The sequence below is a fragment of the Stenotrophomonas sp. YJH_SMC_94-11 genome (genome assembly GCF_059370435.1).
The window spans coordinates 12,341-32,958 of the sequence record NZ_JCAFTR010000016.1 but is presented as its reverse complement, the minus strand read 5'-3'; the positions used below and the strand labels follow the sequence as shown (position 1 = coordinate 32,958).

17 protein-coding genes are annotated in these 20,618 nt (G+C 68.1%); all 17 read right to left on the bottom strand.

All coding sequences use genetic code 11. From position 1 onward, the window contains the following. Positions 1 to 1,447 (bottom strand): MCP four helix bundle domain-containing protein (locus AC5P74_RS19755; RefSeq protein ID WP_495222502.1); only part of this gene is annotated, 1,447 nt, incomplete at its 3' end. Between the two features lie 372 nt (positions 1,448 to 1,819). Continuing rightward, positions 1,820 to 3,808 (bottom strand): chemotaxis protein CheA, encoded by a 1,989-nt coding sequence (locus AC5P74_RS19750; RefSeq protein WP_111127755.1) that lies wholly within the window; start codon positions 3,806 to 3,808, stop codon positions 1,820 to 1,822. Positions 3,809 to 3,853: 45 nt separating this feature from the next. After that, positions 3,854 to 4,219, bottom strand: coding sequence for a response regulator (locus AC5P74_RS19745; RefSeq protein ID WP_005409521.1), 366 nt, complete (start codon positions 4,217 to 4,219; stop codon positions 3,854 to 3,856). Then, positions 4,216 to 4,524, bottom strand: coding sequence for an STAS domain-containing protein (locus tag AC5P74_RS19740; RefSeq protein WP_206620623.1), 309 nt, complete (start codon positions 4,522 to 4,524; stop codon positions 4,216 to 4,218). The genes AC5P74_RS19745 and AC5P74_RS19740 overlap by 4 nt, the downstream gene beginning before the upstream one ends. Before the next feature lie 253 nt (positions 4,525 to 4,777). After that, the gene (locus tag AC5P74_RS19735; protein ID WP_495205040.1) at positions 4,778 to 6,031 is read right to left on the bottom strand and encodes a chemotaxis protein CheW; all 1,254 of its coding nucleotides are present in this window, start codon (positions 6,029 to 6,031) and stop codon (positions 4,778 to 4,780) included. Continuing rightward, positions 6,028 to 6,810, bottom strand: a complete 783-nt coding sequence (locus AC5P74_RS19730) for a ParA family protein (protein ID WP_053498628.1) — start codon at positions 6,808 to 6,810, stop codon at positions 6,028 to 6,030. Before AC5P74_RS19730 ends, AC5P74_RS19735 begins: the two co-directional genes overlap by 4 nt. Before the next feature lie 4 nt (positions 6,811 to 6,814). Next, positions 6,815 to 7,831 carry a flagellar motor protein MotD gene (gene motD / locus AC5P74_RS19725; protein WP_065178540.1) on the bottom strand — a complete coding sequence of 339 codons (1,017 nt, stop codon included), beginning with the start codon at positions 7,829 to 7,831 and terminating at the stop codon, positions 6,815 to 6,817. Position 7,832: 1 nt separating this feature from the next. Then, positions 7,833 to 8,573: a flagellar motor protein gene (locus tag AC5P74_RS19720; protein ID WP_049413360.1), complete on the bottom strand. Its 741-nt coding sequence runs from the start codon at positions 8,571 to 8,573 to the stop codon at positions 7,833 to 7,835. A gap of 90 nt (positions 8,574 to 8,663) precedes the next feature. Continuing rightward, positions 8,664 to 10,523, bottom strand: coding sequence for a chemotaxis protein CheA (locus tag AC5P74_RS19715; protein ID WP_495205039.1), 1,860 nt, complete (start codon positions 10,521 to 10,523; stop codon positions 8,664 to 8,666). A gap of 2 nt (positions 10,524 to 10,525) precedes the next feature. Then, positions 10,526 to 11,131, bottom strand: a complete 606-nt coding sequence (locus AC5P74_RS19710; protein ID WP_032129220.1) for a protein phosphatase CheZ — start codon at positions 11,129 to 11,131, stop codon at positions 10,526 to 10,528. Then, the gene (cheY, locus tag AC5P74_RS19705; RefSeq protein WP_005413247.1) at positions 11,131 to 11,523 is read right to left on the bottom strand and encodes a chemotaxis response regulator CheY; all 393 of its coding nucleotides are present in this window, start codon (positions 11,521 to 11,523) and stop codon (positions 11,131 to 11,133) included. Before cheY ends, AC5P74_RS19710 begins: the two co-directional genes overlap by 1 nt. A gap of 57 nt (positions 11,524 to 11,580) precedes the next feature. Continuing rightward, the gene (locus AC5P74_RS19700) at positions 11,581 to 12,324 is read right to left on the bottom strand and encodes an RNA polymerase sigma factor FliA (protein WP_053498623.1); all 744 of its coding nucleotides are present in this window, start codon (positions 12,322 to 12,324) and stop codon (positions 11,581 to 11,583) included. Continuing rightward, complete coding sequence (locus tag AC5P74_RS19695; protein ID WP_005416424.1) at positions 12,321 to 13,208, bottom strand: MinD/ParA family ATP-binding protein; 888 nt, start codon at positions 13,206 to 13,208, stop codon at positions 12,321 to 12,323. The genes AC5P74_RS19700 and AC5P74_RS19695 overlap by 4 nt, the downstream gene beginning before the upstream one ends. Next, complete coding sequence (gene flhF / locus AC5P74_RS19690; protein ID WP_346607937.1) at positions 13,195 to 14,817, bottom strand: flagellar biosynthesis GTPase FlhF; 1,623 nt, start codon at positions 14,815 to 14,817, stop codon at positions 13,195 to 13,197. Before flhF ends, AC5P74_RS19695 begins: the two co-directional genes overlap by 14 nt. A gap of 146 nt (positions 14,818 to 14,963) precedes the next feature. Further along, a complete protein-coding gene (gene flhA, locus AC5P74_RS19685; protein WP_171974417.1) occupies positions 14,964 to 17,024 on the bottom strand; it encodes a flagellar biosynthesis protein FlhA in 2,061 nt (686 codons plus the stop codon). Positions 17,025 to 17,068: 44 nt separating this feature from the next. Next, entirely contained in the window at positions 17,069 to 18,199 is a 1,131-nt protein-coding gene (flhB, locus tag AC5P74_RS19680) for a flagellar biosynthesis protein FlhB (RefSeq protein ID WP_005416428.1), read from the bottom strand. A gap of 204 nt (positions 18,200 to 18,403) precedes the next feature. Continuing rightward, positions 18,404 to 20,536: a putative bifunctional diguanylate cyclase/phosphodiesterase gene (locus AC5P74_RS19675; protein WP_495205038.1), complete on the bottom strand. Its 2,133-nt coding sequence runs from the start codon at positions 20,534 to 20,536 to the stop codon at positions 18,404 to 18,406. Positions 20,537 to 20,618: the final 82 nt, after the last annotated feature.

The following is a 20,618-nucleotide window of genomic DNA, read 5'->3' as shown; positions in this document are numbered from 1 at the left end:
TTTCCTCCAGGTTGGCGGCCTGCTGCTCGGTACGGCGCGACAGGTCGCTGTTGCCCGAGGCGATCTCGCCGGCGGCCAGGGTGATGCTGGAGGCGCTGGCCTGGATCTGGCCGACGATCTGGGTCAGCTGCGCGACCGTGGTGTTGGCATCATCACGCATGCGGGCGAACACGCCATTGTACTGGCCTTCCATGCGCGCGGTCAGGTCGCCGGTGGCGATCGACTGCAGCAGCTGCGAGAGCTGGCCCAGGTTGCCGTCAGCCACCTGCATCATGGTGTTGAGGTGCTCGATCATCAGCTTGAAGTCGTGCTGGAACCGCTGTGCGTCGCCGCGCTGGCTGAAGTCACCGGCGGCGGCCGCCGCAGCCAGGTGCTGGATCTGCGAATTGATGGCCAGCAGGCTGGCCTTGGCCGCGTCCATGGATTCGTGCAGGATCGCGCGGCTGCCGGGCAGGCGGCGTGCGTCCGGGCTCAGGTTGCCGATGGCGTACTGGTTGAGTACTTCAATGGCATCGACGATCGCATCGAGGTGTTCGAAGATCACCGTGTTGATGCCGTTGGCCAGCTGGCCGTAGACACCCGGGAAATCTTCCGGGATGCGATGGCTGATGTCCGGGCCAGCGTGCATCTGTGCCATCAGCTGTGTCTGCTCGCTGAAGCGTCGCAGCATCGCCGTCATCTCGGCGGTGGCAGCGAGCATCCTGCCGGCTTCATCCTTGCTGGTGGCCTGGGTGCTGACGCTGAGATCACCGCGGGCAACGGCCTGGATGGCATGCACGGCCTTGCCGAGTGGGCCGGTCACTGCCCGCGAGATGACGATGGCCAGCGCGGCAGCGACCAGCGACAGCAGCACGATGCAGCCGATGATGGCAATCATGCTGGTGCGGTGGGTGGCGTTGGCGTCGGCAATCTTGCCGTCCATCTGGCCGGCGATGTGGGTTCCCAGTGCCTTCATTGCAGCGAAGAGGTCGCGACGCGCCGGGCGCGACTGCTCGTCGGAGATCTGCTGGGCCTGTGCGCCATCACCGGCGGCCACGGCGTCGCGCATGGCCTTGTTTGCGGAGAAGTAGCGGTCCAGCTGCGCGCTGGCCGCGCGATACAGTTCACGCTCCTTGTCCAGCGCCGGCAGCGCCGCGTACGCCGCCAACTCGTCATGCACGGCCTTGGCGGTGTCGTCCATGCGCTTGTTGTAGTCGGCGACCTTGTCCGGCTGGTCGAGCATGCTCAGCTGGGCCAGTTCGTAGGTGCGGAACTCGCCCAGCTGCGAGCGTGCCTCGCCCAGATGCTGGACCGAGGGGATATCGTTGCCAGCCATCTCGCGCAACTGCGCGTTGGCCTCGCTCAGGCGCAGCAGTGCGAAGGCGCCGAGGATCAGGGTCATCAGGGTGGTGAGGGTGAACCCCACGGCCAGCTTGCGGGCGATGGGCAGATCTTGGAACCACTTCATGCAGGGTGCTCCAGGTGGGCAGAGTGCCGGCGTCTGTGCGCCGGTTTGGGGGTGGTTGCAGAGCGAACGGGGGTGCCCGGTGGGGTTCGGTGACGACCGTCAAAGCGAAATAACGGCGCCGTCCGCGCGGACTTTATGGACGCAGATCACATTCGGTTGCGTAGGGATGACGGCGCGAAAGTGCTGGCCTGGCGGGGCTTGCGCTCGGATGACGTGGTTGCGCGCGAAACCATCGCCTCGACGGAGTTCACAGAAGGGATGGGGTCAGATCCCTTTTCCCTGAAAAGGGATCTGACCCCGGCTGGAATGGAGCACACAAACAAAAACCGCCGCCCCGAAGGGCGGCGGTCCATGACCCGCATGCAGCGTGGGTCAGGCGGCCTGCGGCATCCGCAGCGAGCGCACCAGTCCGCCGATGTCGACGATCAACGCGACGCGGCCGTCGCCAAGGATGGTGGCACCGGACACCCCGCCGATACGGCGGTAGTTGTTCTCGATGTTCTTCACCACCACCTGCTGCTGGCCGACCAGTTCGTCCACTTCCAGCGCGATTTTCTGGCCATCGCCTTCCACCACCACCACCAGCGATTCGCTGCCCGGTGCGCGGTTGCCGTAGCCGTAGTACTCGCTCAACGACAGGATCGGCAGGTACTCGCCGCGCACGCGCAGCACGCGGCCTTCGCCGGCCATGCTGCGGATATCCTCGGGCTGCGGCTGCAACGCCTCAAGCACGTAGGCAAGCGGCAGGATCAGGGTTTCGCCGGCCACGGCCACCGTCATGCCATCGAGGATGGCCAGGGTCAGCGGCAGGCGGATCAGCGTGCGGGTGCCGGTACCAAGGCTGCTTTCGATCTGCACCTCGCCGCCCAGTGCCTGGATGTTGCGGCGGACAACGTCCATGCCGACGCCACGCCCGGACAGGTCGGTGACCGCATCGGCGGTGGAGAAGCCGGGTTGGAAGATCAGGTCCCAGACCTGCGAATCGGTCGGGTTGTCCGGCACGGCCAGGCCGCGTTCGTGAGCCTTGGCCAGGATCTTGGCGCGGTCCAGGCCGCGACCGTCGTCGCTGACTTCGATGACGATATGGCCGCCCTGATGCGAAGCTGCCAGCGTGATCGTGCCGGTCTCGTCCTTGCCCGCACCGCGGCGGACGTCGGGCATTTCCAGGCCGTGGTCGATCGAGTTGCGCACCAGGTGCACCAGCGGATCGGCGATCTTTTCGATCAGGCCCTTGTCCAGTTCGGTGCCTTCGCCGACGGTGCGCAGGCGCACCTGCTTGCCCAGGCGGCTGGACAGGTCTCGAACCAGGCGCGGGAAGCGGCGGAACACCGCATCGACGGGCAGCATGCGCACGCCGATCACCGCTTCCTGCAGGTCGCGGGTGTTGCGTTCAAGCTGGTCCAGGCCAGCGAACAGGCTCTCGGCGTGGACCGGGTCCAGTGCGTGCGAGACCTGCTTGAGCATGGCCTGGGTGATGACCAGTTCGCCAACCAGGTTGATCAGCGCATCGACCTTGTCCACGCTGACGCGGATCGAGGTTTCCGCTTCCTGGCTGGCACCACCGTTGGCAGCAGGCGTGGCAGGTGCAGACGGGGCCGCTGCGACCGGAGCGGGAGCCGCTGCGGCCGGCGCCTCGGTGGCCAGGCTCGGCGGCGCGGCGGGACGGATGTCCAGCTCGCAATCGTCCAGCACCCAGGCGAAGGTGTCTTCGATCTTGCTGCGCGGCACCTTGCCAACCAGGCCCAGGTCCCATGCAAGATGCGCTTCGAGCGGATCAAGCTGGGCGAAGCCCGGCAGGCGCTCCATGCGCGCGGCGACCTGCAGCGAACCGAGGTGTTCCAGTTCGCGGATGATGCGCAGCGGGTCGTTGCCGCTCATGAACAGCGACGGCGCTGGAGTGAAACCGATCTGCCAGGCTTCCGGCGTATCGTCCACCTTGGCTGCGGCGGCCGACGGGGCGCTCGCTGCGGCCTGGCCGGAAAGAACCGCTTCCAGGCGCGCCTTCACCGCAGCGACTGCAGCCGGATCGGCAGCCTGGCCGTGTTCGGCTTCGCGCAGCAGGGCGCGCAGCACGTCCACCGAGGACAGCATGGCGTCGACGGCGTGGCCTTCCAGGGCCCGCTTGCCGGCGCGCAGCTCATCGAGCAGCGTTTCCAGCACGTGGGTCAGGCCGGCGATCGCGTCGAAGCCGAAGGTGCCGGCGCCGCCCTTGATCGAGTGGGCGGCGCGGAATACCGAATTGATGATCTCCGCGTCCTGCTGCCCCGATTCCAGGGCCAGCAGGCCAGCCTCCATCGCATCGAGGCCTTCGCGGCTCTCCTCGAAGAAGGTGGCGTGGAAGCGTTGCAGGTCCATGCTCATGGCAGTGGTGATCCGGAAGCGAAGAGGGGGAGCGGCGCCGGGCGATCAGCCCAGCACTTTCTGCACGGTGGCGACCAGCTGTTCGGGATTGAACGGCTTGACCAGCCAGCCGGTGGCACCGGCGGCCTTGCCTTCGGACTTCTTGTCGGCGGCCGATTCGGTGGTCAGCATCAGCAGCGGGGTGAACTTGTAGTCCGGCAGCTGGCGCAGTTCGCGGATCAGCGCGATGCCGTCCATGTTCGGCATGTTGACGTCGGTCACCACCGCATTGAAGCGCTGGCCCTTGGCACGACCGAGCGCGACCGCGCCGTCTTCAGCTTCTTCGACGGCAAAACCGGCCGAGGTGAGGGCGAAGGACACCATCTGGCGCATCGACGCCGAATCGTCCACCACCAAGATACGTGCGCTCATGCAGCGTTCTCCACAGATTTCAGGTTGTCATGGGTTGCGTCCAGGCCCAGGGCCTGGGTGACGCCCAGCAGGCGCGCGGCGTCACTGAAGGTTGCAGTGCAACCGTGGAAGCCGGTGCCCAGGCCTGCCTCGCGGCGGGCCTGCACGAACGCACACAGCACCTGCACGGCGGCCGTGTGGATGCGGGCGACCTGGCTGGCATCCAGGGTCAGCTCGCCAGCCTGGTCCACGAGTGGGGCGAGGCGGTTCTTGAGCTCGGTAGTGCTCTCGATGCCGAGATCCCCACCCAGTTCGACAGTGCTCATCGTTGCTCCGGACAAACGGTTCCGTGATCCATAACGGCACCCCGGTGGGGTTCTTTAGAAGAATCGACGCGGTACGTCGATGCGGTCGCTGCTTAAAAGGGGACGGAGGGAATTAAGTCGCAATCGACCTGGCTCTACTGCAGCTCCCTCGGCAACGGCGACCGCGCAGTGGGGATGTAAGGTGTTGATCCATCGGCGCAAAGCGCCGAGCCACTTGCGACTTAATCCCCTCCGTCCCCTTTTTCTTGGCGGCTCAGCTCAACAGCCGGGTGGCGTCGAGCAGGATCATCGGCCGCTGGCTGACCCGGGCCACGCCGCGGAACAGGTCGTTTGAGATCTGGCAGATGCGCGCTGTATCGGGCGGTTCGATCTGCGAATCGGTGAGGTTGGCGACATCTTCGACCGCTGACACGCGCAGGCCGATGGTCTCGCCGTCCTCCTCCAGGACCACGATGCGGGTCTGTGCGTCGTCTTCGGCGGCCGCGGCGCCAAGGTGCAGGCCCAGATCCATCACCGGTACCACCTGGCCGCGCAGGTTCATGATGCCGAGCATGGCCGCTGCAGTGCCACGCAGTGGCAGCAGCGGCACCGGCAGCACCACTTCCTGCACCTTCAGCAGTTCCAGCGCATAGGCCTGGGTGCCGCAGCGAAGGCGCAGCCAGCGCGAAGTGCGTTCGCCGGCGCGTCGGTTCTGCGGATGCGGGCTGCGAGCCGGTTGGTGGGCCTGCGCTTGCAGCTCCTGCCAGGTGCCGGGACGGTTGCCTGCCGGGGCATCGACGGCGGCGCGCGGCGGCGCAGTGGCGGTGCGCGCGGCCGGGGCTGCAGGTGCAACCGTCGGGGCCACCGGAGCTGCGACCACGGCGGGCGGTGGCGTGGCTACGTCTTCGCCACCGGCGGCCGCTTCGAAGGCGGCCTGCAGGCCGGGGCTGTCGGTGTGGGCGAGGCGATGGCTGTCGGCCGGATCGGTCTCGTAGATCACCTCGTCCGGCAGGTCGTCCCAGGTAGGTTCCGGACCGGCGTTTGCAACGATGGCGGGTGCCGGCGCGGTTTCGTGGATGACCTCCTCAGGCAGGTCATCCCAGGTCGGCTCGCGTTCGGAAACCGCTTCTCCCGCCGGACCCTGCCCAGCGCTACCGGAAGCGGCAGCGCTCTCGAAGGCCGCTTCCAGTGCTGCGTCGTCCCGGCTTTGCGCGGCGGCGACGGATTCTGTTTCGTAGATCACCTCGGCGGGCAGGTCATCCCAGGTGGGTTCGCGCGTGGGTGGTGCGGCGCTCTCGAAGGCGGCTTCCAGCGCAGCGCTGTCCCCGCTCGGCGTGGCGGCGATGGTTTCGGTTTCGTAGATCACTTCGGCCGGCAGATCGTCCCAGGTCGGTTCGCGTTCGGCGACTGCTTCGATCGCCGGGCCCTGCCCGGTGCCTGCGGGCGGCAGCACGGCAGGTGGCGGCGCGACCATCGCTTCGCCCAGCAGTTCGTCCAGGTAATCGTCGAGGATGCCGGTGCTGTTCATGCGGCCTGCTCCAGGGCGCGGGCATCCTCGCCGAGGATCCAGTTCAAGGCGCGCCGGTAGGCGGCCAGGCCACGGCCCGGGTAGTCCTCGCCGGCGCTCGGCAGGGTCAGCCCGGCGGCGTTGCTGATGCGGGTATCGATCGGAATGGCGTCTTCCCACACGCGGCTGCCATGGCGGTCCTGCATGGTGCGCAGCGACTCGTTGCCGGCGCGGGTGCGTCGGTCGAACAGGGTCGGCAGGATCGAGATCGGCAGCGGGCGGCGGCGCGAACGCTCGACCATCTCGCCGGTGCGGACCATGCCATCCAGGCCGTGCAGGGCCAGGGGCTCGGCCTGGGTCGGGATGATCAGGCGATCGGCGGCAGCCAGTGCGTTGATCATCAGCAGGCCGAGGGTGGGTGCGCAGTCCAGCAGGATGTAGTCGTGCTGGCCCTGGTGGCGCGCCAGCGCGTTCTGCAGGGCCAGGCCGAGGCCGGGCTGGTTGGCGCTGCGGCGTTCCAGCGTGGCCAGCGCCGACTGTGCGCAGACGTAGTCCAGGCCATGGATGTTGCTGGCATGGCACAGGCTGGACAGGTCCGCTGGCGGTGTGCCGAACAATTCCAGTACGCCGGCCGGCGGCGGGTCCACCGGCACGCCGAAGGCGCGGCTGAGCGAGGCATGCGGATCGAGGTCGATCAGCAGCACGCGATGGCCGAGCGCGGCCAGGCCGCGGCCGAGGGCGAGGGTGGTGGTGGTCTTGCCGACTCCGCCCTTCTGGTTGGCGACTGCCCAGATGCGCATCGGATTACTCCTTCATTGCCGGGGGAACGGCGGCGCCGACGCGGCTGCCAGCCGGCACCGGCGGCAACTTCACCGGTGCGATGGGGGAGGTGGGGGCGCTGGCCGGAGTTGCGTCGGCCTGTTCGGTGACGGTGCTGTCGGTGGCGCCGGTGGCTGCGTTCAGGCGTTGGCCGAGCGGATCCACCGAGTGCGACGTGTCGGCCAGGATGATGACCATCACCCGGCGGTTGCGGTTGCGGCCCTGCGCGCTGTCGTTCTCTTCGCGCGGGCGGAACTGGCCATAGCCGACCATCGCCAGCCGCGACGGCTGCACGCCCTGGTCGGCGAACAGGTGCACTACGCTGGCTGCGCGCCCGGCCGACAGTTCCCAGTTCGACGGGAAAGTGGCGGTGGCGATCGGCACGTTGTCGGTGTGGCCTTCCACGCGCACGCTGTTGGGCACGTCGCGCAGCACCTCGGCCAGGCTGGCCAGGGTCTGCCGCGCATGCACGTCCAGCGCGGCCGAGCCGGTGGGGAACAGGATGTCGCTGTTGATCTCGACTTCGATCCACAGTTCGGTGCGGCGCACGCTGATCATGCCGCGGTCGATCAGCGGCGCCAGTGCGGCGGTGAGGCGATCGGCAATCGTGTTGAGCTGGCGCTCGGCACGGGCGATCTGTTCCTGGTTGTGCACCGACACCGGCATGCGCATCTGCGAGGCCATCGACGGCAGCAGGGTCGGGTCGTGCGAGGGCGCCGGCGCGGAGGGACCGATCTTGGTGCCGGACTTGATCACCGAGGGGCTGTCCCAGCCGCCGCCCTGCACCTGCTTGTTGCCCACCTGCACCGGGTTGATGGTGCGCGGTGCGCCACCGAAGGCATCGGTCAGCGCGTCGGCCATGATCCGGTACTTGCCCTCGTTCACCGAGGAGATCGCGTACATGACCACGAAGAAGGCGAGCAGCAGCGTCATCAGGTCGGCATAGGGGATCGCCCATGCTTCGTGGTTGGCGTGCTCTTCGTGGTGCTTGCGGCGGGCCATGTCAGTGCAGGAAGCCGGAGAGGTTGGTTTCGATGTTGCGCGGGTTCTCGCCCTGGGCGATCGAGATCAGGCCTTCGATGACCATCTCGCGGTCGCGCGTGTTGTGCGAGATCACACTCTTGAGCTTGGCGGCGATCGGCAGGAACAGCAGGTTGGCCGAAGCGATGCCGTAGATGGTGGCGGTGAACGCGGCGGCGATGCCGTGGCCGAGCTTGCTCGGGTCGGCCAGGTTCTTCATCACCGCGATCAGGCCCAGCACGGCACCGATGATGCCGAGCGTCGGTGCATAGATGCCCATCGCCTCGAACACCTTGGCGCCGGCCTGGTCCTGGTGCTCCTGGCTGCCCAGTTCGATTTCCAGCATGTGCCGCATGGATTCGGGCTCGACGCCGTCCACCAGCAGCTGCAGGCCCTTGCGCAGGAACGGGTCCTGCTGTGCTTCCACCTGCGATTCCAGGCCCAGCAGGCCCTGGCGGCGGGCGATGTTGCTCCACTCGACGATCTGCTGGATCAGCTCGCGGCGGTCGCTGTGCGGTGGACGTACGACCCAGCGCACGATGCTGAACGCGTGCTTGAACACCGCCGGCGAGGTGTGCAGCAGGATCGCGGCGACGGTGCCGACGATGACGATCACGAACGCCGCAGGCGACCACAGCGACGCCAGGCCGGCGCCCTTGAGGATGCTGCCGCCGACCAGCGAGGCCAGGGCGAGAAAGAGTCCAATGAGGCTGAGTCTATCCATGGATCCGGTATCGGCTTGTATGAATGGGACTTGAGACACCGGTACGGGCTACTGGTGTGACTTCACAGTTTTACGGGTTCAGCAGGCGGGTCAGTCGTGCGGGCTGCGCAGGCCGTCCACATCCAGGATCAGCGCCATGCGACCATCGCCGATCAGGGTTGCACCTGCGTAACCGCGCAGGCCGCGCAGGGCTTTCGGCAGTGGCTTGATGACCACTTCTTCGCGCCCACGGACCTGGTCCACGACCAGGCCGAAGCGCGCTTCGCCGGCCTGCAGCACCACGATGGTCAGCAGGGTCGAGGCGGCGGGCGTCACATCCAGCCACTGGCGCAGATCCACCAGTGGCAGCGTGTGCGAACGGCGGTCGAGCACGGCGCGGCCATCGAACCAGCCCAGCGAGGTGCGCGGTGCGTGCAGCACTTCCATCACGCGCGCCAGCGGCAGCGCATAGACGTCTTCGCCGGCCTGCACCAGCAGGGTCGGCAGGATCGCCAGGGTGAGCGGCACGCGGATCAGGAAGCGGCTGCCGCGGCCCAGCTCCGACTGGATCTGGATCTGGCCACTCAGTTCGCGGATGCGCGACTGCACCACGTCCATGCCAACGCCACGGCCGGAGATATCGGTGACCTGCTGCTTGGTCGAGAAGCCGGGCAGGAACACCAGGTGCAGGCACTCCTCGCTGCTCAGGCGGGCAGCGGCTTCTGGATCGATCAGGCCTTTCTCGCGTGCCTTCGCGCGCAGCTTCTCCGGATCGATGCCGGCGCCATCGTCCTGCACTTCGATGCTGACGTAGTCGCCTTCCTGCTGGGCCGACAGGCGTACATGGCCCATCCGCGGCTTGCCCTGTGCTTCGCGCAGGTCGGGCATTTCCACGCCATGGTCGATGGCGTTGCGGACCAGGTGCACCAGCGGGTCGGCCAGCGCTTCGACCAGGTTGCGGTCGAGCTCGGTCTCGGCGCCGATCAGCTCCAGGTCCACTTCCTTCTTCAGCGAGCGGGCAACGTCTCGGGCGACCTTGGGGAAGCGCGAGAAGACCTTGCCTACCGGCTGCATGCGGGTACGCATCACCGCCGACTGCAGGCGCGCGGTGGCGATGTCCAGGGTGGACACGGCGCGGTCCAGTTCCTCGTCGCGCAGGCGCGCACGCAGGGTCTTGAGCCGGTTGCGTGACAGCACCAGTTCGCCGATCAGATTGACGATCGCGTCCAGGCGCTTGGTGTCCACGCGCACGGTGTGTTCGGCTTCGGCCAGCGGCTTGGCGGCCGGCTTGGTCGCCGCTGCAGGTGCCGGTGCGGCCGGTGCGGCCAGTGGGCGTGGTCCCGCGATCGGTGCGGGCGCTGCCGCAGCGATGGGCTTGGCGCCGGGTGCGGCGCCACCGTGCAGCTGGTCGAGCAGGGCTTCGAACTCGTCTTCGCTGATCAGGCCGTCGTCGGCCTTCTTTGCTGGCGCCACCGCAGTCGGTGCGTTGCCGCCGTGCAGCTGGTCGAGCAGGGCCTCGAACTCGTCGTCGGTGATCAGGTCGCTGCCACCCGCAGCGGGAGCTGCTGCGGCGGCGGGTGCAGCCACGGCACCGCCATGCATGTCGAACTGGGCGATCAGCTCCGGCGGCGCATAGCCCGGCTCGGTGCCGGAGGAAACTGCATCCAGCATCGCTTGCAGGTAGTCCAGCGATTGCTGGGCGGCATCGAAGTGATGGGCCTGCAGCACGGCCTGGCCCGCGCGCGCGATGCCCAGCGCTTCTTCGGCGGCGTGGCACAACTCGACCATGGCGGTGACGCCGAGGAAGCCGGCGCCGCCCTTGAGCGTGTGGTAGCCCCGGAACACCGCGTTGAGTTGCTCGGTGTCCTGTGGTGCCTGCTCCAGCGACACCAGCTGTTCGCCCAGGCGATCCAGGATTTCCTGCGCCTCGATGATGAAATCGGCAGTGATGTCGTCGGATACCGCGCTCATGCTTACAGCCCCAGGTCCGACAGCAGGTCGTCGGCGTCGTTCTGCGAGACCGCGTGGCGGTCCAGTCCCTTCAGTGCCGGCCCGGCCAGTTCCGGATCGGTGCGATGCTGTTCCGGCGGCAGGCCGAGCGCGCCGAAGCCCTCATGCACACGGCGGACGATGCCGACCACGCGACGGATGATCTGCCCCGTCAGGTCCTGGTAGCTCTGGGTCAGGGCGATCTCGGTGAGGTTGTGGCGGATGCGCTCGAGCTGTGCATCCTGGCCCGGCTGCAGGCCTTCGGCGCGCAACTGTTCGGTCAGGCTGCGGCATTCCTCGGCCAGGTCCAGGGTGCGGTGCGTCGCCTGTTCGGTCATCGCCACCACGTGGTCCAGGCGTGCGCAGGCATCGTCCAGTTCGCCGGCCTCGCTGGGTACGGTCGGCAGTTCACCCAGGGCCTGCCCGAGCTCGCGGGCCAGCCGCGAGAGGCCGCTCATCATCGGCTGCGTGCGCAGCGCGACCAGTCCGTCGATGCGTTGCCGCCAGGCGGTTTCGTCACCGGACTCCAGTGCGTCCAGTGCTTCCTGCAGGCGCAGGGCGAGGGCATTCTTGTCGACCGTGGTATCCATCAGGCACTGGCCGCCAGGCGTTCGAAGATCTTGCCGAGCTTCTCTTCCAGCGTCTGCGCGGTGAACGGCTTGATGATGTAGCCGTTCACGCCGTTCTGGGCCGCTTCGATGATCTGCTCGCGCTTGGCTTCGGCGGTGACCATCAGCACCGGCAGGGTCTTCAGCTTGGCGTCGGCACGGATCGCCTTGAGCAGCTCGATGCCGGTCATTACCGGCATGTTCCAGTCGGTGACCACGAAATCGAACGGCTGGCTCTGCAGCAGCGACAGCGCGGCATGCCCGTCCTCGGCTTCGGCGGTGTTGGTGAAGCCCAGATCGCCCAGCAGGTTCTTGACGATGCGACGCATGGTCGAGAAGTCGTCGACGATCAGGATGCGCATGTTCTTGTTCAAAGCAGAGTTCCTTTGTTGTTCATTCCGGGCGGCCGGGGGCAGCTGCCTCGGGGATGTTCATTCTTCGAGGCCGGCGTCGACGGCCTCGAATACCTTCAGCCGGCCGCGCAGGCGCAGCACGGCCTGGCCGTGGATCTGGCAGACCCGCGACTCGCTCACGCCGAGCACCGCGCCGATCTCCTTCAGGTTGAGTTCCTGCTCGTAGTAGAGCGAGAGCACCAGCTGTTCGCGCTCGGGCAGATGGCCGATGGCCTTGCCCAGCTCGCGGCCGAACTCGCTGCGCTCCAGCACCTGCTGCGGGGTCGGGCCACCCTGTGCGACCGTGTCCAGCTCGCCCTGGTCCTCAATGCGCGACTCCAGGCTCAGCACCTGGCCACGCGCGGCGTCTTCCATCAGGCGCAGATATTCGGGCAGTGGCATCTCCATCGCGGCGGCCACTTCGGTGGCGCTGGCGGCGCGTCCGCTGCTCTGTTCCAGGCGGCGGATGGTGGCGGCAGCATCGCGTGCACGGCGGTGCACCGAGCGCGGCACCCAGTCGCCACGGCGGATCTCGTCGATCATCGAGCCACGGATACGGATCGAGGCATAGGTCTCGAACGAGGCGCCCTGGTCGGCGTCGTAGCTGCGCGAAGCCTCGATCAGGCCCATCATGCCAGCCTGGATCAGGTCGTCGACTTCGACGCTGGCCGGCAGGCGCGCGGCCAGATGGTGGGCGATGCGCCGCACCAGGTCCGAGTGCTGGGCGATGACGTCGTTGGCCGCCGAGCGCTGGACTTCCCTGTACTGGGCCGCGCCTTTCATGCCGCCACCCCGCGCTGCTTGAGGATGCGTTCGAGGAAGAACTCGACGCCGCCGCGTGGTTCGGTCGGCGCCTGCCAGCGGGCCGTGCGGCGCGCGATCTCGGTGATCGCCAGTGCGGACGGGCTGGACGGGTAGGCCTTCACCACCGGCTGCTGGCGCTGCACCGACAGGCGCAGCCAGTCATCCTGCGGCACGCAGCCCAGGTAGTTCAGCGAGACATCGGCGAGGAACTTCTCGCAGACGCGGGTCAGCTTCTCGTACAGCACGCGGCCCTCATTGGGGTCGCGCACCATGTTGGCCACCACCTGGATGCGGTCCACGCCCCGTTCACGCGACAGCACCTTGATCAGCGCGTAGGCGTCGGTGATTGAAGCCGGCTCGTCACAGACCACGACCACGGTGTCCTGCGCGGCCTGGCAGAAGGTCAGCACGCCGTCGGTGATGCCCGCGGCGGTGTCCACCACCATGATGTCCAGCTCGCGCTCCAGCTCGGAGAACACGTTGACCAGGCCGACGTGCTCGGCCGGGGCCAGCTCGGCCATGTGCCGGCGGCCGGACGCGGCCGGGACCACCAGCACGCCGTTCGGGCCTTCGACGATGACATCGTCCAGCGAGCAGCGGCCGGCAACCAGGTCGGCCAGCGTAAAGGTGGGATTCAAGCCCAGGATCACGTCGATGTTGGCCAGGCCGAGGTCGGCGTCCAGCAGCAGCGTGCGCTTGCCCATGCCGGCCAGCGCCACGGCCAGGTTGGCCGATACGTTGGTCTTGCCCACGCCGCCCTTGCCGCCGGTCACGGCGATGGTGCGCACAGGGCCGAGCGGCTCGCTGCGGGTGGCCGACAGCGGGAAGGTCTTGGTCAGCTTGGCGTACTCACGCGACGGCATGGTTCAACTCCGGGTTGCAGGGCATATCGGCCGCTCGGCGCAAATCTTCAAGGCGAAGTACGAGATTGGCCGCACTGGCCCGGTGCAGGTCGTCCGGAACGTCCTGGCCATCGGTCACCCAGGTGATCGGCAGGGCATGGTCCACGGCCACCGACAGGGCGTTGCCGAAGCGGCCGGTTTCGTCCAGCTTGCTCAGCACCAGGCCCTGCAGGTTGGCGGCACCGAAGCGGCGGACCACCTCGTCCATGTCGCCGAAGCTGGTGTTGGCCGGCAGCACCAGCAGGGTGCGCACCTGGCGGGCGGCGCGCAGCCACTGCAGCTGGGCGGCCAGCGCGCGGTCGCGCGGGCCCAGCCCGGCGGTGTCGATCAGTACCAGCTTGTAGTCCTTCAGGCGTTCCAGCAGCTGGTCCAGGTCGGTGCCGCTGTTGGCCTCGTGGACGGCGATGCCGAGCTGCCTGCCATAGCCATACAGCTGCTCGCGGGCGCCGATGCGGGTGGTGTCGGTGGTGACCAGGGCGACGTCACGCGGCGCGTGCTTCTCGGCGAAGCGCGAGGCCAGCTTGGCGATGGTGGTGGTCTTGCCGGCGCCGGTCGGGCCTACCAGCGCGATCACGCCGCCTTCCTCCAGCGGGTCGACCGGGGCGATCGGCAGCTTGCGCGAGATCAGCCCCAGCATCAGGCCGCGGCCTCGGTGCGCCTCGGTCTCCAGCGGAATCTGCATGGCGACGTCGCGGGCCAGGCCAGCATCGAAGCCGTACTCGTCCATCAGGTCCAGCGCGGTGGCGCGCACCGGGCAGCCGCGCAGGCGCTCGTCGGTGAAGCGGTTCATTTCGCGCTCGATCACCTGGCGCATGCCGGCCACTTCCTGGCGCAGCTGGCGGATCTCGGCGTCGTCCTGGGCGACCACGGTCAGGACCGGGGCTGGGGCGAGCGTCGGCGTCGGCGCGGTTTCGACGGTGGCATCGGCCAGCGCCGGTTCGCTTGCGGCGACCTCCGGCTGCGTTTCGGCCAGGGCTGCGGTCGGCAGCGGCGGCGGCTGCACGGCCGGGGCCGCGCTTTCGTGATGCGCCTCGTGCGGCGGGTCGATCTGGAAGCGGGCGCGGTTGGCCGGCGTGGCGCTGGCGGGTGCCGGTGCGACGATGGCTTCGGCGAACGGAGCGAAGATCTGGTCCGGCAGCGCCGGCTCATTGACGGCGGCGCGTGCCAGCGTGGCGGCGAAGCCGGTGCTGCCGCGGGTCGGCACGATCTCGTCGGCGCTGTCCAGGGTGCGGCCGGTAGCGCCCACTGCTGCACGGGCGAGGGCGGCCACCGCCGAGGTGGTCGCGACAATCGGTTCCGGTGCCGGGGTGCTGCTGCGGCGGCGGGTGACGGCGGCGATCACCGCGTCGGCGGCGGTGCGCGGCTTGGGTGCCGGCGGCGGTGCGACGTCACGGCGCGAGGCTTCCAGCGCACGCTGCACCGCGCTCTCGTCGTAGTTGGCGGCGGCGACGATCTCGATGCCTTCCTCGATCCGGCGGTTGGACAGGATCACGGCGTCAGGACCATGTTCCTTGCGCACCAGGTTCATGGCCGAGCGCATGTCGGCGGCGACGAATCGTTTGATTTTCATGCTGTGGTCACGGGGCGAAGACGGCGGGGTGGCGGTCGGGGAACTCGGGTGGTCGGTGGTCTGCACGGTGCGGGTTCCCCTTGGTGTCTGTCAGTTGCGTTGGTTCGAAAGTGGTGTCTGTTTTCTGGCGCATCGGCGGGCGGGCGTCAGCTGATCGTTCCGACCAGCTTCAGGCGCTTGTCCTCCGGCACCTCGCTGTAGGCCAGGACCGACAGCGACGGAACGCTGTGGCGGACCAGGCGGGCCAGCGCGGCGCGCACCGGGCCAGGTACCAGCACGACCGCGGGCTCGTTGCGGGCTTCCTGCTTGCTGACACATTCGGCCAGGCTCTGGTGCAGTCGCTCAGCGAGTCCGGGTTCCAGCGCGGCGCCGTTGCCCTGCGTGGACTCCTGCAAGACACGTTCCAATTGCGGGTTGAGGGTGAACACCGGCAGCTCCGCCGACATTCCGGCGATCTCCTGCACGATGAAGCGGCCCAGTGCGGTGCGCACCGCGGCGGTCAGCACGGCCGGGTCCTGGCTGGCGGGCGCATGTTCGACCAGCGCTTCGGCGATCTTGCGCAGCTGGCGGATCGGAATGCGCTCCACCAACAGGTTCTGCAGCACGCGCACCACCGCCGACAGCGGCAGCGCCTTGGGCGTCAGATCTTCGACGAGCTTGGGCGCGCTCTTGGCCAGGTTGGCCAGCAGGTGCTGCACTTCTTCGTGGCCGAGCAGTTCCGGCGCGTGTTCGCGGATCAAGTGCGACAGATGGGTGGCGACCACGGTGGCCGGGTCGACCACCGTGTAGCCCAGCGTTTCGGCCTGGGCGCGCTGGTGCGGCTGGATCCAGGTGGCATCCAGGCCGAACGCGGGATCCTTGCCGGCAATGCCCTCCAGTGCGCCGAGCGCGCTGCCTGGATCCAGGGCCAGCTCGCGGTCGGGGTGGATCTCGGCGGTGGCCACCGGTACGCCGTGCACCAGCACGCGGTAGCCGTTGGCGGGCAATTCCAGGTTGTCGCGGATGTGCACCGACGGGATCAGGAAGCCGACATCCTGGGTCAGCTTGCGACGCACGCCCTTGATGCGCGCCATCAGTTCGCCGCCCTGGTTGCTGTCCACCAGCGGAATCAGCCGATAGCCGACCTCCAGGCCCAGCGGATCGACCGGGCGCAGTTCGTCCCAGCTCAGTTCGGCGGTGGGGGCCGCGGCGGCCGGGCGGCCGAGCGCAGTGAGCGCGGCGGCATCGGTGCCACTGCCTGTCGCATCGGCAGCCGGTGCCTTGGTCTTGCGATACAGCTTCCAGGCGATGAAGCCGAGGATCGAGGCCAGCGTCAGGAAAGCGACGTTGGGCATGCCCGGCACCAGGCCCACCAGGCCGATGATGCCGGCGGTGATCGCCAGCGCCCGGTACTGGCCGAACACCTGCCCGGTCATGGCCTGGGCCATGTCCTGCGAGCGCGAGGCGCGGGTGACCAGCATCGCCACCGCGCTGGAGACCAGCAGCGCCGGCAGCTGTGCCACCAGGCCGTCACCGATCGACAGCAGGGTATAGGTGGCGGCGGCTTCGCCGAACGGCATGCCATGCTGCAGCACGCCCACGGCCAGGCCGCCGAGCATGTTGATGAACAGGATCAGGATGCCGGCGATGGCGTCGCCGCGGATGAACTTGCTGGCACCGTCCATCGCACCGTAGAAGTCGGCTTCCTCGCGGACTTCCTCGCGGCGCAGCTTGGCTTCTTCACGCGTCAGCAAACCGGCGTTGAGGTCGGCGTCGATCGCCATCTGCTTGCCGGGCATCGCGTCCAGGATGAAGCGCGCGGTCACTTCCGAGACGCGGCCGGCGCCCTTGGTGATGACCACGAAGTTGATGATGGTCAGGATCGCGAACACCACGATGCCGACCGCGTAGTTGCCGCCGATCACGAATTCACCGAAGGCGGCGATGACCTTGCCCGCGGCATCGTGCCCGTTCTGGCCATTGAGCAGGATCACGCGGGTGGAGGCCACGTTCAGCGCCAGCCGCAGCATGGTCGTGATCAACAGCACGATCGGGAAGATGGTGAAATCCAGCGGGCGCTTCACGTAGACCACCGCCAGCAGCACCATCAGCGAGATGGCGATATTGAAGGTGAACAGCGCATCGAGGACAGGCGCGGCCAGTGGCACCACGACCATGGCCAGCAGGGCCAGCACGATCAGCGGCGCGCCAAGGCCCTGGCGGATCATTTCCAGGGCGCGGCGGGTGTTGAATCCGGTGGCGGGCTGGGCGCTCACGGGCGGCCTCCCTTGCCGAATTCATCCACCTGGATGTGCGGGGCGTCCGGCATCGGGCCAGTGCGCCAGGCGCGCAGCTGGTAGACGTAGGACAGGACCTGGGCGACGGCCGAATACAGTCTCACGGGAATTTCCTTTCCGAGTTGGCCTTCCCGATACAAGGCGCGTGCCAAAGGCGGGGCGGAGACGATCGCGACCTTGTTGCCGTCGGCCACTTCACGGATGCGCAGGGCGGTCTCGTCCACGCCCAGCGCGACCACGGTGGGGGCGTTCATGGCGCCGCCTTCGTACTTCAGGGCCACCGCGTAATGGGTGGGGTTGACCACCACCACGTCGGCGGTGGGCACCGCTTCCATCATCCGGCGGTTGGCCATCTGCTGCTGCAGCTGGCGGATGCGGCCCTTCACCTCGGGGCTGCCTTCGCTTTCCTTCATTTCCCGGCGCAGCTCTTCACGCGTCATCTTCAGCTTGCGCATCCAGTTCCAGCGCTGGTACGGGGCATCGATGGCGGCCAGCACCAGCATGGCGCCGGCGGTGGCCAGCAGCAGGCGCAGGGTGAAGCCGAGGCCGTCGGTGATGGCGGTCTCCAGCGGGTGGTGGATCAGCCCGCGCAGGGTGTCAAAGCCGGTCCAGACCACCAGGCCGGCGGCCACACCGACGAAGGCCACGCGCAGCAGCGACTTGGTGAACTCGGCAATCGCCTCGGGGCCATACAGGCGCTTGAGCCCGCTCATCGGGTTCATGCGGTTGATGTCAGGCAGCAACGCCTTCTGCGACCAGCGCAGGCCGCCCATCACCAGCGGGGCGACGAAGCTGGCCAGCAGGCAGACCAGCACCAGCGGTGCGATCACCAGCATGAACTGCAACAGCAGGTCGCCGAAGTGGCCGAACAGTTCCTTCGGGTTCTGCCGCAGGCTCTGTTCCGGGCTGAGCGCCTGCTTCATCCAGGCCGTGGCGCCACGGCCGATCGAGCCGCTCATGGCCATCACTGCCAGCACACCGGCGCCGAACACGGCGGCGGTGCCGAGTTCGCGCGAGCGCGGCAGGTTGCCCTGTTCACGGGCGTCGCGCAGGCGTTTTTCGGTGGGTTGTTCGGTCTTTTCGCCGGCGGATTCGTTCTCGGACATCACGGGCACTGCGGCAGGGGTTGCCCAGGTGCGTGCAAGAACTGTTCCACGCATGGCGTGGTGCTGCCGACCGCCGGTGTTGTAGGGCCGAGCCCACGCTCGGCTGCGGTTGGGTCCAGGCGAGAAGCGCAGCCGAGCGTCGGCTCGGCTCTACAGGAACGTGTCGCAGGAACTGTTGCGTGATGGGGCGCGCGCGGCCCGGTGTCAGCCGGGCGGGTGTTGCGGCGGTGGGCTCTGCGCCAGTTCCACCCGCGGCCGGGGCAGGTCGTGCAGCTGCATGAAGCGCGCCGCGTCGACCGGGCGGCCGAGCAGGTAACCCTGCAGGAAGTCGCAGCCCAGGCGCTCCAGGTAGGCGCGCTGCGCAGCGGTTTCCACGCCTTCGGCGACGATGTCCATGTCCAGGGCATGGCCCAGCGCCACGATCGCCGAGACGATCACCACGTCCTCCGCACTGTGTTCCAGGTCACGCACGAACGCGTGGTCGATCTTGATCTCCGTGGCGGGCAGCCGCTTCAGATACAGCAGGCTGGAATAGCCGGTTCCGAAATCATCGATGGAGATGCCCACGCCCAGCGCCGACAGCGCCTGCAGCAGGCGAAGGCTGGTATCGGTATCGCGCATGACCGTGCTTTCGGTGATCTCCAGCACCAGGTGGCGCGGGGCAATGCCATAGCGTTCGATCACTTCACGCACATCCTGCAGCAGGTGTGGCGAACTGAACTGCACCGGCGACAGGTTCACCGACATCGACCAGCCTTCATGCCCGGCGTCGCGCCAGCGCCGCAGCTGCTGGCAGGCCTGGTCCAGTGCCCAGCGACCGATCTCGTTGATCGCGCCGCTGCGTTCGGCCAGGCGGATGAAGCGGTCCGGTGGGATCAGTCCGTGCTCCGGGTGTTTCCAGCGGATCAGCGCTTCGGCACCGGCCACCTTCTGGGTGGCCACGCGGATCTTCGGCTGATAGTGCAGGAACAGCTGCTCGCTGCCGATCGCACGGCGCAGGTCGGCCAGCAGCCGGAACTGCTGCTCGGCACTGTCGTTCATCCAGTCGGCGAACAGCACGAAGGCGTTGCGTCCGGATTCCTTGGCCTGGTACATCGCCGCGTCGGCGAAGGCCATCAGTTGGCGCTCGCTGGCAGCGTGGTCGGGGCAGATCGCCACGCCGATGCTGGCGGTCACTTGAAGTTCGTTGTCCGGCAGCAACGGGCCGCTGCCCACCGCCTGCAGGATGCGCCGGGCGAGGGTGGGCAGGTCCTCGTCGTGCTCGATGCGCACCACCAGCACGAATTCGTCGCCGCCCAGACGGGCCAGCATATCGTTGGGCCGGAGCAGCTGGCGGGTACGCTCGGCCACCGCCACCAGCAGTGCGTCGCCGGCCTGATGGCCGTAGGCATCATTGACCTGCTTGAATCCGTCCAGGTCCATGAACATCACCGCGAAACGGCTGCCGCCCTGTTCGGCTTCGGCCAGCGCCTGCACGATGCGCCGCTGCAGCAGCAGGCGGTTCGGCAGGCGGGTCAGCGGGTCGTGCAGCGCGGCTTGGGTCAATTCCTGCTGGGCATCGGTCAACGAGGTGCTCAGCATCGAGTTGCGAAGCCGCAGCAGCTGCGCCTCCACCCGCTGGTCCAGCCACGAGACCACCAGCACCACCGCCAGGATCGCAACCGTCAACACCACCACCAGCATCGCCAGCCACTCGCTCTGCAGGCCGTCACCGACCGCCGCGCCGCAGATGCTGCCTTCCGGGAAGCGCGCGGCCGCCATGCCGGTGTAGTGCATGCCGACGATGGCCAGGCCGAGCAGGCCGGCGGCCGCCAACCGGTCACCGACGCGGGTGCGCTGCGCGCGCAGGCGGAACGCAACGTACAGCGCGGTCCATGACGCGGCCACCGCCACCACCAGGGAGAGCAGCAGCCAGCCCGGGTCGTAGTCGATCCCGGGCTGCATGCGCATCGCTGCCATGCCGACGTAGTGCATGCCGGCAATGCCGGTGCCCATCAGCAGGGCACCGCCGGCCAATCGCGGATGGGGCAGGGTGCGCAGCGAGACCAGCCACAGTGCGAACACCGACGAGGCGATCGCCAGGGCCAGCGAGAGCAGGGTGATGGGCAGGTCGTAGCCCAGTGCAATGGGCAGATCGAAGGCCAGCATGCCGATGAAGTGCATCGACCAGATACCCAGGCCCATGGCGAATCCGCCCCCCAGGCGCCACCACCAGGCGGCTGCCCGGCCCGGGGCGGTGACCGTGCGCCCGGCCATGGCCAGCGCTGTGTACGAAGCCATCACGGCAACCAGCAGCGAGATCGCCACCAGCCACGGGTTGTACGTGCCTACCAGCATTCGTCAGTCTCCCGGACCTGCCTGTCGACGGAAACCACGGTGGGGCATGCATGAGGCAGGCCAACGCGAACGGGCGCCGGCC